General features: G+C 63.1%; 15 protein-coding genes. 6 read left to right on the top strand and 9 right to left on the bottom strand.

Annotated features, from left to right (window positions below; translation table 11 throughout):
• Nucleotides 1-99 precede the first annotated feature (99 nt).
• Complete coding sequence (locus tag FJ434_RS13125; protein WP_140747542.1) at nt 100-1221, top strand: beta-ketoacyl-ACP synthase III; 1122 nt, start codon at nt 100-102, stop codon at nt 1219-1221.
• A gap of 11 nt (nt 1222-1232) precedes the next feature.
• On the opposite strand, the gene FJ434_RS13120 is transcribed toward FJ434_RS13125, so the two are convergent.
• From FJ434_RS13120 to FJ434_RS13110, 3 genes are all read right to left on the bottom strand, one after another.
• A complete protein-coding gene (locus FJ434_RS13120) occupies nt 1233-1799 on the bottom strand; it encodes an isoprenylcysteine carboxylmethyltransferase family protein (protein WP_140747539.1) in 567 nt (188 codons plus the stop codon).
• Nucleotides 1800-1915: 116 nt separating this feature from the next.
• Nucleotides 1916-2332, bottom strand: coding sequence for a glyoxalase/bleomycin resistance/extradiol dioxygenase family protein (locus FJ434_RS13115; RefSeq protein ID WP_140747758.1), 417 nt, complete (start codon nt 2330-2332; stop codon nt 1916-1918).
• A gap of 11 nt (nt 2333-2343) precedes the next feature.
• A complete protein-coding gene (locus FJ434_RS13110; protein ID WP_140717598.1) occupies nt 2344-2766 on the bottom strand; it encodes a hypothetical protein in 423 nt (140 codons plus the stop codon).
• A 119-nt stretch (nt 2767-2885) separates the two neighbouring features.
• Between FJ434_RS13110 and FJ434_RS13105 the strand changes: the two genes are divergently transcribed.
• Together FJ434_RS13105 and FJ434_RS13100 are read left to right on the top strand one after the other, a co-directional pair.
• The gene (locus FJ434_RS13105; protein ID WP_140747536.1) at nt 2886-3527 is read left to right on the top strand and encodes a TetR/AcrR family transcriptional regulator; all 642 of its coding nucleotides are present in this window, start codon (nt 2886-2888) and stop codon (nt 3525-3527) included.
• Nucleotides 3528-3531: 4 nt separating this feature from the next.
• On the top strand, nt 3532-4149 hold the full coding sequence (locus FJ434_RS13100) for an MOSC domain-containing protein (protein WP_140502382.1): 618 nt from the start codon (nt 3532-3534) through the stop codon (nt 4147-4149).
• A gap of 74 nt (nt 4150-4223) precedes the next feature.
• Here the strand turns inward: FJ434_RS13100 and FJ434_RS13095 are convergent, their stop codons facing one another.
• The 4 genes from FJ434_RS13095 to tsaA form a co-directional block, all read right to left on the bottom strand.
• Nucleotides 4224-5063 (bottom strand): SDR family oxidoreductase, encoded by an 840-nt coding sequence (locus FJ434_RS13095; protein WP_140747533.1) that lies wholly within the window; start codon nt 5061-5063, stop codon nt 4224-4226.
• A gap of 154 nt (nt 5064-5217) precedes the next feature.
• A complete protein-coding gene (locus FJ434_RS13090; protein WP_140747530.1) occupies nt 5218-6174 on the bottom strand; it encodes a D-amino acid aminotransferase in 957 nt (318 codons plus the stop codon).
• Nucleotides 6175-6307: 133 nt separating this feature from the next.
• Nucleotides 6308-6622: a DUF2293 domain-containing protein gene (locus tag FJ434_RS13085; protein WP_140747527.1), complete on the bottom strand. Its 315-nt coding sequence runs from the start codon at nt 6620-6622 to the stop codon at nt 6308-6310.
• Nucleotides 6619-7143 carry a tRNA (N6-threonylcarbamoyladenosine(37)-N6)-methyltransferase TrmO gene (tsaA, locus tag FJ434_RS13080; RefSeq protein ID WP_140747524.1) on the bottom strand — a complete coding sequence of 175 codons (525 nt, stop codon included), beginning with the start codon at nt 7141-7143 and terminating at the stop codon, nt 6619-6621. The genes FJ434_RS13085 and tsaA overlap by 4 nt, the downstream gene beginning before the upstream one ends.
• A 242-nt stretch (nt 7144-7385) precedes the next feature.
• Here tsaA and FJ434_RS13075 point away from each other — a divergent pair, with 242 nt between their 5' ends.
• Together FJ434_RS13075 and metF are read left to right on the top strand one after the other, a co-directional pair.
• Nucleotides 7386-8408 (top strand): metalloregulator ArsR/SmtB family transcription factor, encoded by a 1023-nt coding sequence (locus tag FJ434_RS13075; RefSeq protein ID WP_027141621.1) that lies wholly within the window; start codon nt 7386-7388, stop codon nt 8406-8408.
• On the top strand, nt 8408-9325 hold the full coding sequence (gene metF, locus FJ434_RS13070; protein ID WP_140747521.1) for a methylenetetrahydrofolate reductase [NAD(P)H]: 918 nt from the start codon (nt 8408-8410) through the stop codon (nt 9323-9325). Before FJ434_RS13075 ends, metF begins: the two co-directional genes overlap by 1 nt.
• Nucleotides 9326-9764: 439 nt before the next feature.
• On the opposite strand, the gene FJ434_RS13065 is transcribed toward metF, so the two are convergent.
• On the bottom strand, nt 9765-10682 hold the full coding sequence (locus tag FJ434_RS13065; RefSeq protein ID WP_140747518.1) for a DMT family transporter: 918 nt from the start codon (nt 10680-10682) through the stop codon (nt 9765-9767).
• A 309-nt stretch (nt 10683-10991) separates the two neighbouring features.
• On the opposite strand from FJ434_RS13065, the gene FJ434_RS13060 reads away from it, so the two are divergent.
• The gene (locus FJ434_RS13060; RefSeq protein ID WP_140747515.1) at nt 10992-12212 is read left to right on the top strand and encodes an alanine racemase; all 1221 of its coding nucleotides are present in this window, start codon (nt 10992-10994) and stop codon (nt 12210-12212) included.
• Here FJ434_RS13060 and FJ434_RS13055 read toward each other — a convergent pair.
• Nucleotides 12209-12940 carry an SDR family oxidoreductase gene (locus tag FJ434_RS13055; protein ID WP_140747512.1) on the bottom strand — a complete coding sequence of 244 codons (732 nt, stop codon included), beginning with the start codon at nt 12938-12940 and terminating at the stop codon, nt 12209-12211. The genes FJ434_RS13060 and FJ434_RS13055 overlap by 4 nt on opposite strands.
• Between the last annotated feature and the right edge of the window lie 119 nt (nt 12941-13059).

The following is a 13059-nucleotide window of genomic DNA, read 5'->3' as shown; positions in this document are numbered from 1 at the left end:
TAAGCCTGCGTAAACCGGCCGAGTGAGAAAAGTGTTGCGCCGAAGCGTTTCGGCGCCCACATGAAGCCGCAATGCCCGCGGACGGGACGGACTGGAAACATGCATCGCGTCATCATCAGCGGCATCGGCGCTGAAATACCCAAGCCTGTCATCACGAATGAGGAACTGGTCGCCAGCTTCAATGCCTGGGTCGACACCGAGAACGCGCGGCGCCAGGCTGCCGGCGAGACGCTGCTGCAGAAATCCGATGCCGACTTCATTGTCCATGCCTCGGGCGTGCGCGCCCGCCATGTGATCGAGCGGCAAGGCATTCTCGACCCGACCCGCATGGCGCCGCGCATTCCGGCGCGCCCGGACGACGCGCTCTCGCTGCAGGCGGAATTCGGTGTCGCTTCGGCCAGGAAGGCGATCGAGCACGCCGACATCGAGGCGTCGGACATCGATCTGGTGATCTGCTCGTCCTCGCATCAGCAGAGGCCGTATCCGGCCATCGCCATCGAAATGCAGGAGGCGCTGGGCACGAGGGGCGCCGGCTTCGATATGGGACTTGGCTGTTCGTCCGCGGCGGCTGCGCTGCACATGGCGGTCAATCTGGTGCGTTCGGGCGCGCACAAGCGCATCCTGGTGACCACGCCCGAGATCATCACCGGCCATCTCAATTTCCGCGACCGGCAGACGCATTTCATCTTCGGGGACGCTTCGGTGTCGATGGTGGTGGAAGGGCTCGCCCAAGGCGAGAAGCGGCCGGGTCGCTTCGAGGTGCTGGACACGCGTATCTGGACGCAGATGTCGAACAACATCCGCACCAATCTCGGCTACCACACCCGTACCGCCCAGGACGATCCCTACATGATCAACCTGGAGGGCAACCTCATCAAGCAGGTCGGCAACAAGGTGTTCAAGGAAGTCACCGTCGCCGGGCACAAATTCATCGTCGAATTCCTGGCCGAGCATGGGCTGACGCCACAGGCGGTCCGACGCTTCTGGCTGCACCAGGCCAATGCGCGCATGAATGCCATGATCCTGAAACTGGCCTTCGGCCATGATGTCGGCCATGACCGCGCGCCTATGGTGCTGGAGCGGCTCGGCAACACGGCGGGCGCCGGTGCCATCATCGCGCTGTCGGAGAATCATGCGGATATGAAGCCCGGCGATTTCGGTCTGATCTGCGCCTTCGGCGCCGGGTATTCGATAGGCGGCGCGCTTATCAGAATGCTTTGAGTAATGTCGCGTCAGGCCGGCGCGAACGGAACCAGCATCGGCACCCGCCTGGCGTAGTCGTCGTAGGCGGGGCCGAGTTCGTCGCGCAGGAAATGCTCCTCCAGCCTCGCCTTAATGACGACGCCGATGATGAGCAGGGCCGTACCTGCGATGCCCCAGAGCGTGCCCTTCGCCACCATGGTGGCGAGCACTGCCAGAAGCAGCCCGGTATAGATCGGATGACGGACCAGGCGATAGGGGCCGGTGTCGACCACGCGATGATCCGCCTTGGCGGTGACCGTGGCGGACCACAACCGCCCGAGATGGATTCGCGCCCACCACGCGAAGCCGATGCCGACCGCGATCAGGGCAACGCAGGCCCAGGCTTCGGCAAGCGTCGGCGTCCACAATCTCAGCCTGCCTTCATAGCCATGCGCTGGAACGAACAGCAGGACGGTGCCTGCCAGCCAGAAGACGCGATAGCGAGCCTCCGCCCCGATGGTGGCGCGCTTTTGCGCCGGATCGGCCCATAGGGCAGCCGCCATCCATGTGACTACCCAGATCAACCAAAGCGCTGCGATCGCCGCTCCGGGACGCATGAGAACCTCCGTCGACGGTCCGGGCTTCACCATGAAGCCGATGCAGCGCGGCGACAATGCGGCGCGGCGCCGTTTTTCGGTAAGAAGGTTGTGATCGAGCGGTCTGCGACCGGCGTCTATTCTTTGGAGCAACTGAACATCCACTGCACGCCGAAGGCGTCGACCAGCATGCCGAAGCTGGTCCCCCAATATTGCCGGGCAAACGGCACTGTGATCCGGCCGCCCTCGGCCATGTGTGCGAAAAGCTCCTCGCGGGCGAAAACCCCTGGTGCCGCGATCGGTCCATCGAATTCCAGCATCATGGCGGAGCCCTTCATCGGCTCCGCGTCGTCATTGTCCGAGGCGTGGAACAGCACACCCGGACCTTCGAAGCGTGCATGCAGGACTTTTCCGCGCATGGCTTCGGTGCACACCGGCATATTGTTGTCGCCCCAGCGCAGCAGGATCGTTGCCCGACCAAGGCCGCATTGTTCGTAGAAGGCCAGCGCGGGCTCGCAGTTGGTGGTGAAGAACAGCGAAGGGGAGAGCCGCATCATCCTGTTCATCACCGCGCGGCGGCGGTGGCGGCCGCGATGAGCGCGTCGCCGGTATATTGCCTGTCACCGATGCCCCAGCCGCCGTCGGGCGCGTTGACGATGTTGATCCAGGTGTTTTCCGGCTTGTGGCTGGGTACGCAGAGTTCGCCGACAATCCGGGCGGCGGCGGCAATGAAGATCTTGCGGGCTTCGATTGAGCCAAGGGCGATATTGGGCAGCTTCAACTCGACCATGACGACCGGCCGGTTGGCGCCACCTGCATAAATGTGGCGCGGCGGCAGGATATGGACGGTGCCGCCGACGATCGCGGTGAAGAATGAATTGCCGGTGGCGCCGGAGGCTTCGATGAGGGCAGCGCTCAGGCGTGGCAGGATTTCGCGCTCTCCAGCGGGAATGAGTACGCCTTCCGGTGCGGTCACGGTGATCGGCATTGTTTTTCTCCTTGGGTTGCACGGCTCTCGCCGGGAGGTCATCTTCCGGTTTGCCTGGTTGCGTATCGATTGATATGTTATGAGGGAAAGGTGAGTCAACAGGTTTCGTATCGATCGCTATGGAAAACTCGGACAAACCACGCGGCGGCCGGCCGCGCGCATTCGACCCCGACCGGGCGCTCGACGCCGCGATGCATCTTTTCTGGGAGCACGGCTATGAAGCGACGTCGCTGGCCATGCTGCGCGAAGCGATGGGGCTGACGCCGCCACAGATCTACAACGCCTTCACCGACAAGGAGACTTTGTTTCGCAAGGCGTTGAAGCGCTACCACGAGACCGAGATAGGCTTCGCGCTGGAAGCGCTGAGCGCGCCGGTATCGACGGGGGAGGCGATCCGGCGCTTGCTGCTGGGCGCCGCGGCGGCCTATTCCAGGCCCGGCAAGCCGGGCGGGTGTCTTTTCGTCAGCGGTGCGCTGGCGGCCTCGCCGCAGGCACAAGCCATTGCGGATGAACTCAAGGCCTATCGCAAGGCGAGCGAGGCGGCGATCGCGGCGCGGCTGGCCAAAGGCAAGGCAGAAGGCGATGTGCCGGAAAACCTCTCCGTCGAAGGCTTCGCCAAATATATTGCAGGCGTCATGAACGGCATGTCGATCCAGGCACGGGACGGCGCATCGGTCGAAGAGTTGCGCGTTTTGGCCCGAACCGCTCTCGCGGCCTTGCCGGATGGAGGGCAAAGCCAGGGCACATCATCCAAGGAATGAAGCCATGCTGGATCTCTTTCCTGAGGCTGAAAAGCCGGTCGAAATCATTCCCTCGAAGAAGCTTGCCGGCCGCGCGGCGGCGCTGTATGTCGCGCCAGCGGACGATTTCCAGACGCGTCCGGTGGACGAATTGCGGCTCGGCTTCGACGGCATTTCAGGCGACTTCCATGCAGGACCGACGCGCCGTTCCGGCGGGCGTGAACCCTGGTATCCGCGCGGCACCGAGATGCGCAACGAACGGCAGATATCGATCGTGGCGGCGGACGAATTGGGCATCGTCGCTGAACGGATGGAACTCGCCGAAATCAAGCCGGAATGGATCGGCGCCAATCTGGTGATCGAAGACGTGCCGCATCTGTCGATGCTGCCGGCCGGCACGCTACTGTTCTTCAAGGGCGGCGTGACGCTCAAGGTCGACGCCCAGAACGGGCCATGCCGCTTCGCCGGGCGATCGATCGCTGAAAACGCTGGAATGGCCGACATCGAAGCCGGCGCGCTGTTGTTTCCCAAGGCGGCGAAGCGGTTGCGCGGCGTGGTCGCCTGGGTTGAAAGGCCCGGCATCGTCAGGGCCGGCGAAGAGATTTCGGTGCGGGTGCCGGAACAATGGATTTATCAGGTATAGCCGCGCGCTCACGTCGTGGCGGAGGGGTAGGAGCTACGCCGCCAGCGAGGCGGCGTAGCAGAAGTCGCCGGGCTTTAGCCCTTGCGGTTCTTGTTGGCGCCTTGCGCCATGACGGAGACGTGGTCCCACTTGTCCCAGGTGGCGAGGCGGTTGGCGTATTCCTGGCGTATCATCGGCAGGCCGCCATCGCCGAAGAATACCCGCAGCGGCGGCTCGTCGGCATCGACGATGGCCAGCATGGCCGGACCGGTCGCCTCGGGATCGCCGGCGACCGAGTTGGCGCGGCGCTCGGCCATCCTGGCGCGGGCAGGCGCATAGGCCTCGATCGGCTTGGAAACCTTCGCCGATGCTCCCGACCAGTCGGTGGAGAAGCCGCCCGGCTCGACCAGCGTGACATGAATGCCGAATTCCGCGACCTCGATGCTGAGCGACTGGCTGAAAGCTTCCAGCGCCCATTTCGAGGCATGATAGAGGCCAAGCGAGGCAAAGGCGTTGACGCCGCCGATCGACGAGATCTGGATGATGTGGCCGGACCGCTGCGCCCGCATGATCGGTAGGGCGGCCTGGGTGACCCACAGCGCGCCGAACACATTGGTCTCGATCTGGTCGCGGGCTTCCTGCTCGCTGACTTCCTCGATGGCGCCGAAATGGCCGTAGCCGGCATTGTTGATGACGACGTCGAGCCGACCAAAGCGCTTGTGCGCCTCGGCGACAGCGGCATCTACGGCTTTCTTGTCGGTGACGTCGAGCTTTAGCGCGGCGATGTTGTCGCCGTATTTCTCGACCAGATCGGCGAGCGTGCCGACGTCACGGGCGGTCGCGGCGACGCGGTCGCCGCGCGCCAACGCGGCCTCCGCCCAGACGCGGCCAAAGCCTTTCGACGATCCGGTGATGAACCAAACCTTTGATGTCATGATGTGGAATCCTTGCCCCTGCGGGCGCAATTTCTGGATGGAAGCGGAGGCTTCTCCGCTTCCGGGCATATACGGGCTGTCCCGTGATTTTCCAGAGGCGGGCGGAAATCTTTTTGAACTTGGGGCTTTCCAGTAGAACAAGAAATCGTGTGAATCAGGGGTAGTTCACCAAACTCGACCAGGCCGGGTCGTCGTGCTTTTGCCAATAGAGCGCCATCAGCCGGCTGGTGATCGGCCCGACCTTGCCGTCGGCGATGTCGGCACCGTCAATCTCCGTCACCGGCATGATGCCGCCGGCGGTCGAGGTGATGAAGACTTCGTCGGCGCCGCGCAGCATGGCCACGCTAACATTCATGGCCGTCGCCGAGAGTCCGATCTCTGCGCAAAGATCGAAGACGGTGCGGCGGGTGATGCCCGGCAGCACGCCGATGGCCGGTGTCGACAGTCTGCCGTCCTTGACGCAGAAGACGTTGAAGCCAGGACCCTCGGCGACATTGCCGTTGAAGTCGAGAATGAGGGCCGTCTCGGCGCCGCGATCATAGGCATCGTAGAGGCCGCGCACGAGGTCGAGCCAGTGATAGTTCTTGATCGTCGGATCGATCGAGGCCGGCGGAATGCGCACTTTGTCACTGACGGCGACACGCAGCCCGCGCTGCAACTGCTCCGCATTGGCGACCGAGCCGAACGGCACGGCGAACGCCATGAAGCGGTTGATCGCCTGGCGCGGGTCGCGGCTGAATGTCGGCGAGGCGCCGCGCGTGCACAGCATCTCGACATAGGCGGCGCGATGGCCTGACAGCGCAACGCAATTGTGCAGGATCTCGGCCACGCCATCGTGATCGAACGAGATCGTCATGCGCAGCTTTTGCAAGCCGTCGAAGAAACGGTCGAGATGCAGATCGAGGCGGAAGAAGCGGCCGTTCCAGACATGCACTGTATCGTAGGTGGCGTCAGAGTGCAGAAAACCCCAATCCAGCACCGAGACCTTGGCTTGTGACATCGGCACATACTGGCCGTCGAGGAAGGCAATGCCGTCGGGATAGGCGTGCGGGTCGACATGACTGTCGCCCACCACAGGCAGCGGCGGTGTATCCTGTGCGATTTGGCTCATCGGCAGCTCCTTGCCATGGGGTCACAAGCTATCGGCGGCGGGCCGAGTGCATAGAGCCAGCACTCCGACTTCACTCATCCTCAAGGATCCCGCCGGCATTTACGAGTGAGCACCATTCCGCCCGGCAATAGCGTCATTCCTCCTCGTCATCGGCGTCGAGCAGGCGGGTGGCGCGCCAGCGCGTGAGCACGATGTTGGTTTGCTCGATGACGAAGAAACGCGCCGAGTCGCGATCATAGCCTTCGGCCAGCAGCTTTTCGTAGTCGGTGTGCATGTGACGGATATGGGCAATCGTCGCCAGCCAGACCGCGATTGTCGGCGGCAAGGTCTTCATATGCACGGAGCCGGCGTCGGTGCGGATATTCTCCATGTCGGCATAAGGCGCCAGCGGCAAAAGTGCTGTCAGCGCCTTGGCGATGGCGCGGCGGCGGCCGGTCGGCGCGCTCATCGCTCCTCGCGCCCCTCGACGATCGCCTCCGATATAGCGTCGGTCGAGGCGAAATATGGCTTGATGTCGATGACCGGCGTGCCGTCGAGCACGTCGATGGCGTCGAGATCGATGCGCCCGGTGGCAATGTCCAGACCGACGAGTTTGGCTACATGCAGGCCGATCGGGTTCGGCCGGGCCGGGGAGCGCAACCCGAATACACCTTTTGCTTCAGCCGCATGGCGGGGTTTTTGAACGATCAGATTCCGCGGCGCGTGATGCAGCCAGGACAGGATGACGACGTGGCTGGCGCGGTCCAGCCCACACAGCCCTTCGCGATAGGGCGCTTCGATGGTGAGCGCCGCCGGTTGTCCCGTTTCGCGCGCGGCGCGCATGTTTTTCGGGCAGCTTTCCCGGGTAGTCCATGGCGAGGCGATACGGCCGATGAAGACGATGCCGCTATCGGGTGGCATCGTTGCCGGATCCTGGTCCAGCCTCTGCTCGCCTTCACGTGCCTCGAACATGTCACGCTGTCCGGTCATTGCCTGTCTCCGTGCCGGGCCTGTCTCCGTGCCGGGCCTGTCTCCGTGCCGGGCCTGTCTCTGTGCCGGGCCTGACTCTGTGCTGGTGCCTGCCATTGTCTCAAACCGCTTGACGTTTCGGGTGACCTGGACTGGGAAATCACGCATGCGGCATTTTCTGGTCCGGAAGCGACATAGCGCTTGCAAGGTTGCCAAAATCGACATAAACATATGTTTATATCTTTTTCAAAGAGAATACGCTGATGCATGTCTCGCTCGACACCATGGTGGATACGCTTAAGGCGGCGGCCGAATCCAGCCGCCTGCGCATATTGGCACTGTTGTCGCGCGGCGACCTCACCGTTTCCGACCTTACCGAAATTCTCGGCCAGTCGCAGCCGCGTGTCTCGCGACACCTGAAACTGCTGCTCGAGGCCGGGCTGATCGGCCGCTACCAGGAAGGGTCGTGGGCATTCTTCCGCCTGTCGGACGCAGATTCGGCGCGAGACTTCGTGATGGGGCTGGTTTCCAGCATTCGCGGCGCCGACCCGCAGGTCGAGCGCGATCTGGAGCGGCTGACCTCGGTCAAGCGCAAGCGTCAGGACCGCGCCACCGCGTATTTTTCGCAGAACGCCGCAAGCTGGGATCATATCCGCTCGCTGCATGTGCCCGACCGCGCCGTCGAGGCCGCGATGCTGAAGCTGGTCGGCAAGCGGCCGTTCCAGTCCATGCTCGACCTTGGCACCGGCACCGGGCGGCTGCTCGAAATCTTCTCGCCGCTCTACCGGCGCGGCATCGGCATCGACATGTCGCGCGAGATGCTGACGGTGGCGCGCGCCAATCTCGACAAGGCCGGCGTTTCGAATGCGCAGGTGCGGCAGGGCGATATTTTTTCGCCGCCTGTCGAGCGCGATGCCTTCGATCTCGTCACCATCCACCAGGTGCTGCACTATCTCGACGATCCGGCCCGCGCCATCCATGAGGCGGCGCGGCTTTTGCGCCCGGCCGGCCGTCTGGTCATCGTCGATTTCGCGCCGCACGCGCTGGAGTTCCTGCGTGACGAGCACGCGCATATGCGTCTCGGCTTTTCCGACCGGCAGATCGGGGACTGGTTCTCCGAAGCCGGCCTCGATCTTGAGGATGCCCAGGAATTCGAACCGCGCAGCGGTAACGAGGCCAGGCTCACCGTCAAGCTTTGGCTTGGCCGCGACCGGCGCCTGCTGATCGCCGATCCCGCCAACGCCAGCCAGCAGACCAGAGTGAGCTCGATAGGGGAAATCGCCTGATGAACCAGTTTCGTTTTTCCCGCCGCCCCGGTATCGGCGACAAAGTCAGGGTTTCGTTCGAGTTCTTCCCGCCGAAGAACGACGAGATGGAAGCGAGGCTATGGGACACGGTCACAAGGCTGGAGCCGCTGAAGCCTAAATTCGTCTCGGTCACTTATGGCGCCGGCGGCTCGACACGCGAGCGCACGGCGCGCACCATCGGCCGCATCCTGAAGGAGACCAGCCTGACGCCGGCCGCGCACATGACCTGCGTCGATGCTGCCCGCCATCAGGTCGATGCGGTGATCCAGGAATTCACCGACATGGGCGTCAAACGCTTCGTCGCCTTGCGCGGCGATCCGGCCGCGGGCGTCGGAACCGCCTACCGGCCGCATCCGGATGGCTACGCCAATGGTGCCGAGCTGGTCGGGGCGCTGAAGGACGCCGGCGATTTCGACATCTCGGTTTCGGCCTATCCGGAAAAGCATCCGGAAAGCCCTGACTTCGCCACCGACATCGACATGCTGAAGCGCAAGGTCGACAATGGCGCGACACGGGCGATCACCCAGTTCTTTTTCGACAACGATCTCTACGAGCGTTACGTCGAGCGCGCGCGCCGCGCCGGCATCTACATCCCGATTGTTCCCGGCATCCTGCCAGTGCACAATTTTACCCAGGTCGCCAATTTCTCGGCGCGCTGCGGTGCGCTGGTGCCGGCATGGCTGGCCGAGCGCTTCGACGGTCTGCAGAACGATCCGCAGACGCATGCGCTGGTGGCTTCCGCCGTGGCGGCCGAACAGGTGCTGGACCTGGTCGAGCGCGGCGTTGGCGATTTTCATTTCTATACGATGAACCGGGCCGATCTGGTGTTCGCCGTCTGCCACATGATCGGCATCCGCTCGCATGAGGCGGAGGTGGCGGGTTCCGCTGCTGCGTAAGGCTCGGCTGGAAAAGCAAAAGGCCGGGTAAAAACCCCGGCCTTTCGAATTGGTTAGACTATCTGGTGCTGGTCTTCCCCATCTTGGCGGGTTCAGGGAAGGACGCCCATAATGAGGGCGCCGATGAAAGCAAACGCAGCACAAATCATCAATGCGTTGATTGGCCTCGTAAGTCCCATGACATAGCCTCCTCTTAAAGAGCTATGCCCTGGAGTCTAGGTTCATTTGTGCCACAGGCAAGCGGAAAATATGCTGCATTGCGACGTGATTGTGAGATTCGCGACCTCTGTTTTGCCTTTAACCGTTGAAACCCTTCGGGAAAAACCCGCTTTAGGCCTGTGTATAAATTATGGCGGTGGCGTGTCGATGCTGTGTCATGGCAGCGCTACCGCCGCGAAAGTCGCATTCGACTTTCGCGGCGACCATCCCTCGCCCGGCCCTAACGGCGACCGAACACTCGTCCGTCGATTGTGAGAAGACCGAGTCCGATAAGCACCACGCCGCCGATCTCGAACAATTCCAGCCGTTCGCCAAGGAACAGAAAACCGAGCAGCATGGCGCTGGCCGGCACGATCAGCGTGACCAGCGAGGCGTTGGTGGCCCCGGCCGAGGCGACGAGATTGAAGTAGAGGATGTAGGCGAAGGCCGTCGACAGAAGCGCCAGTGCCAGCACCGCCGTCCACACCGGCGGCGAGGCCGAGAACAAGCCGGCCGGGCCGTGGGCGAAGAGCACGATCGGGATCATGATGATGGTCGAAGCCGTCAATTGTCCGGTGGCGACGACCGGCGAGGGCACGCCCTTGAAGCAGCGGGCGACCATCAGCGCAACGCCATAGGAGAGCGAGGCGCCGATCAGCGCGAATTTGGCCCAGACCGGGCCGCCAAGCCCCGCGAGCAGGCCGGGACCGATCATCACAGCCGTGCCGGCGACACCGAGGGCGATGCCGGCGAGCTTGTTCCAAGACAGCTTTTCATCTGATGTCAGAGCGTTGGCGAGGATCAGCGTCCAGAACGGCGTCGTGGCATTGAGCACGGAGGCGACGCCGGCACCCAATTGAGTCTGGCCGGCGAAGATCAGCGAGAAGGGGACGACGTTGTTGGTGAAGGCCAGCAGGAAGAACAGGCCGGCATACGGCAGGGCGGGACGGAAGGAGGGGCCGCGCAAGCCGAGATAGAGCTGCAGCGCCAATGCGGCAATGGCGACGCGAAACAGAACCAGCACCAGCGGGTGAAGTTCAGCCACCGCGATGCGGGCGAAGAAGAACGAGCCGCCCCAGATCGCGCCGAGCAACAGCAACTGCCCCCAGTCCCTGAGCGTCATCGGTCCGCGTGCTGCAGATGCCGCTGCCATAACCATGTGATTTATCCTCCCCGGACGGCTCGAATGCCGGCCAACCAGGCAGAAGCCATATCGGGTCCGGCGGCAAGGGCCACCCGAAACTTGACCGACAGCCAAGCTTCCCGGCAAAAGGCTAGTGCCGCACCGTCAGCAGCGCGAGACACAGAATTGTTTTCATTGCAGCGCCGCGCGTCTCCAGAGACGCGCAAAGGACGCTGCGAGATTCATTCCTGGCGCATGATCCTTTCCGAAAGTCGAATTGACTTTCGGGGTCATGCGCTAGCCGCTAGCTTGGATTAATTATGCGAGCTGAAGTCGGGGATTCGTATGCAGCGATTCGAGAATGCAAGCGAGGCGGCACTGGCGCTTCGCCCGGACGACCCGGTCTACTGCTTCCGCCCGCAGGTGCTCAAGGCCGACGCCTTGCAGTTCATGGGCATGTTCCCCGGCAAGACCGCCTACGCGGTGAAGACCAATGGCGAGCAGATCGTGCTGAAGACGCTGGTCGAGGCCGGAGTCACCGCTTTCGACGTCGCTTCACCAGGCGAGTTCGCCGCCGTGCGCGCCATCTCGCCCGATGCCGAGATGCTCTACATGCACCCGGTCAAGGCGCAGTCGGACATCAAGCTGGCGCTGGAAAAATACGGCATCCGCGTCATTTCGCTCGACCATGAGGACGAGATCACCAAGCTGACCCGGGTGGTGCGGGCGCTCGATATCGACCCAGGCGCGGTCAGCGTCTTCGTGCGTGTGCAGACCAAGGGACATGCCGCCTACGAACTGTCGAAGAAATTCGGCGCCGGGCCGGCCTATGCGGTCGAACTCGCCGAGCGGCTGAACCGCACCGGCTATAGGGTCGGCCTCTGTTTCCATGTCGGCAGCCAGATCGAGGATCCCGACACCTATGAGCGGGCACTGGCCTCGGCCGACTGGGTGCGTAACCGGCTGACCTTCGACATCGCAGGGCTCGATGTCGGCGGCGGCTTTCCGGCCGAATACGGACACGATCCCAACCGCAAGCAAATCGAGATGCCGTCGCTCGGCCAGATCATGTCGCGGCTCTCCGGCGACCTGAAGGAATATCAGTTCGACCAGATTCCGCTGGTGGCGGAGCCGGGCAGGGTCATCGTGGCGCGCTGCCTGTCGCTGATCGTGCGCGTGCTCCTGCGCAAGGGCAAGCGGCTCTACATCAATGACGGCATCTGGGCGTCGCTGTCGGATTCATGGACCGGCAAGATCACGCTGCCGGCACGCTTCATCCCCGATCCGGCGATCCGCGCGCGCAATGGCGACGAGAACAAAATCGTGCCGTTCAAGGTGTGCGGCGCGACCTGCGATTCTGTCGACATCCTGTCGCGGCCGTTCTGGCTGCCGGAGACCGTCGATACCGGCGACTGGATCGAGATCGGCCATATCGGCGCCTACTCGCTGTCGCTCAGGACTCGCTTCAACGGCTTTTATCCCGACACATTCGTCGAGGTGACGACGCCCTTCGACGAGGGCGACGCGCCGCAAGGGTTTGCGAGCCTGGAGACGATGGCGGATTAAGCCACGCCACCGCCGGCCTGGATGTTCTCGCCAGTCAACCAGCGGGCCTCCTCGCTGGCCAGGAATACGGCAACGTCGGCGACATCGCGCGGCGCACCAATCCTACCGAAGGGCGACATGCCGGCCGCCACGGCGCGATCGCGCTCCGGCAGCAGGTCCGTGTCGGTGAAGCCTGGCGATAAGCTATTGACGGTGACGCCGCGTGGACCAACCTCGCGCGACAGCACGCGCACGAATTGTTCCACGGCGCCCTTGCTGCCGAGATAGAGTGCGGTGTGGGTGAAGAACATTTTTGTCCCGCCCGTGGAGACCGCGATGATGCGACCGCCGTCCCGCACACGGCGAGCGGCCTCCTGAAGCGTGAAGAACGTGCCTTTGGCGTTGGTATCGAAAACAAGGTCGAAATCCGCTTCACTGGCCTCGACCAGCGGTTTGATCACGGCGACGCCGACATTGGCGACGACGATGTCGAGACCGCCCAATTGGCTTTCTGCTTCGTCGAACAAACGGCGGACGTCGGAGGCATTTGAAATGTCGGCCTGGATGGCGATTGCCTTGCCACCCTTGCTGATGATGGCCGCCACAACATCGTCAGCGGCCTTGGCATTGTCGACATAGTTGACGGCGACGCTGGCACCGTTGGCGGCGAGCCCTTCGGCAATGGCGCGGCCGATGCCGCGCGAACTGCCGGTGACGATCGCGGTTTTGCCCTGAAGCGTTTGAGACATGATCAATTCCTTTCGACCGTTCGTGACCGCGCGATGTGGCTTCCACGGTCGAAAATAGGCCGAAGCTATTGATCGTATAATGGGCTATTATCTGACCTGCCTGTTAAGCCTGGGATACA

It is taken from the genome of Mesorhizobium sp. B2-5-13 (genome assembly GCF_006440535.1).
Taxonomy (GTDB): domain Bacteria; phylum Pseudomonadota; class Alphaproteobacteria; order Rhizobiales; family Rhizobiaceae; genus Mesorhizobium; species Mesorhizobium salmacidum.
The sequence above is the reverse complement of the archived record's forward strand: the minus strand, read 5'-3'. Positions and strand labels throughout refer to the sequence as shown.

What these genes read in the sequence shown, in the direction of transcription:
- FJ434_RS13125 (WP_140747542.1), top strand. Translation starts at nt 100, where the DNA reads ATGCATCGCGTCATCATCAGCGGCATCGGCGCTGAAATACCCAAGCCT.
- FJ434_RS13120 (WP_140747539.1), bottom strand. Translation starts at nt 1,799, where the DNA reads ATGCGTCCCGGAGCGGCGATCGCAGCGCTTTGGTTGATCTGGGTAGTC.
- FJ434_RS13115 (WP_140747758.1), bottom strand. Translation starts at nt 2,332, where the DNA reads ATGCGGCTCTCCCCTTCGCTGTTCTTCACCACCAACTGCGAGCCCGCG.
- FJ434_RS13110 (WP_140717598.1), bottom strand. Translation starts at nt 2,766, where the DNA reads ATGCCGATCACCGTGACCGCACCGGAAGGCGTACTCATTCCCGCTGGA.
- FJ434_RS13105 (WP_140747536.1), top strand. Translation starts at nt 2,886, where the DNA reads ATGGAAAACTCGGACAAACCACGCGGCGGCCGGCCGCGCGCATTCGAC.
- FJ434_RS13100 (WP_140502382.1), top strand. Translation starts at nt 3,532, where the DNA reads ATGCTGGATCTCTTTCCTGAGGCTGAAAAGCCGGTCGAAATCATTCCC.
- FJ434_RS13095 (WP_140747533.1), bottom strand. Translation starts at nt 5,063, where the DNA reads ATGACATCAAAGGTTTGGTTCATCACCGGATCGTCGAAAGGCTTTGGC.
- FJ434_RS13090 (WP_140747530.1), bottom strand. Translation starts at nt 6,174, where the DNA reads ATGAGCCAAATCGCACAGGATACACCGCCGCTGCCTGTGGTGGGCGAC.
- FJ434_RS13085 (WP_140747527.1), bottom strand. Translation starts at nt 6,622, where the DNA reads ATGAGCGCGCCGACCGGCCGCCGCCGCGCCATCGCCAAGGCGCTGACA.
- tsaA (WP_140747524.1), bottom strand. Translation starts at nt 7,143, where the DNA reads ATGACCGGACAGCGTGACATGTTCGAGGCACGTGAAGGCGAGCAGAGG.
- FJ434_RS13075 (WP_027141621.1), top strand. Translation starts at nt 7,386, where the DNA reads ATGCATGTCTCGCTCGACACCATGGTGGATACGCTTAAGGCGGCGGCC.
- metF (WP_140747521.1), top strand. Translation starts at nt 8,408, where the DNA reads ATGAACCAGTTTCGTTTTTCCCGCCGCCCCGGTATCGGCGACAAAGTC.
- FJ434_RS13065 (WP_140747518.1), bottom strand. Translation starts at nt 10,682, where the DNA reads ATGGTTATGGCAGCGGCATCTGCAGCACGCGGACCGATGACGCTCAGG.
- FJ434_RS13060 (WP_140747515.1), top strand. Translation starts at nt 10,992, where the DNA reads ATGCAGCGATTCGAGAATGCAAGCGAGGCGGCACTGGCGCTTCGCCCG.
- FJ434_RS13055 (WP_140747512.1), bottom strand. Translation starts at nt 12,940, where the DNA reads ATGTCTCAAACGCTTCAGGGCAAAACCGCGATCGTCACCGGCAGTTCG.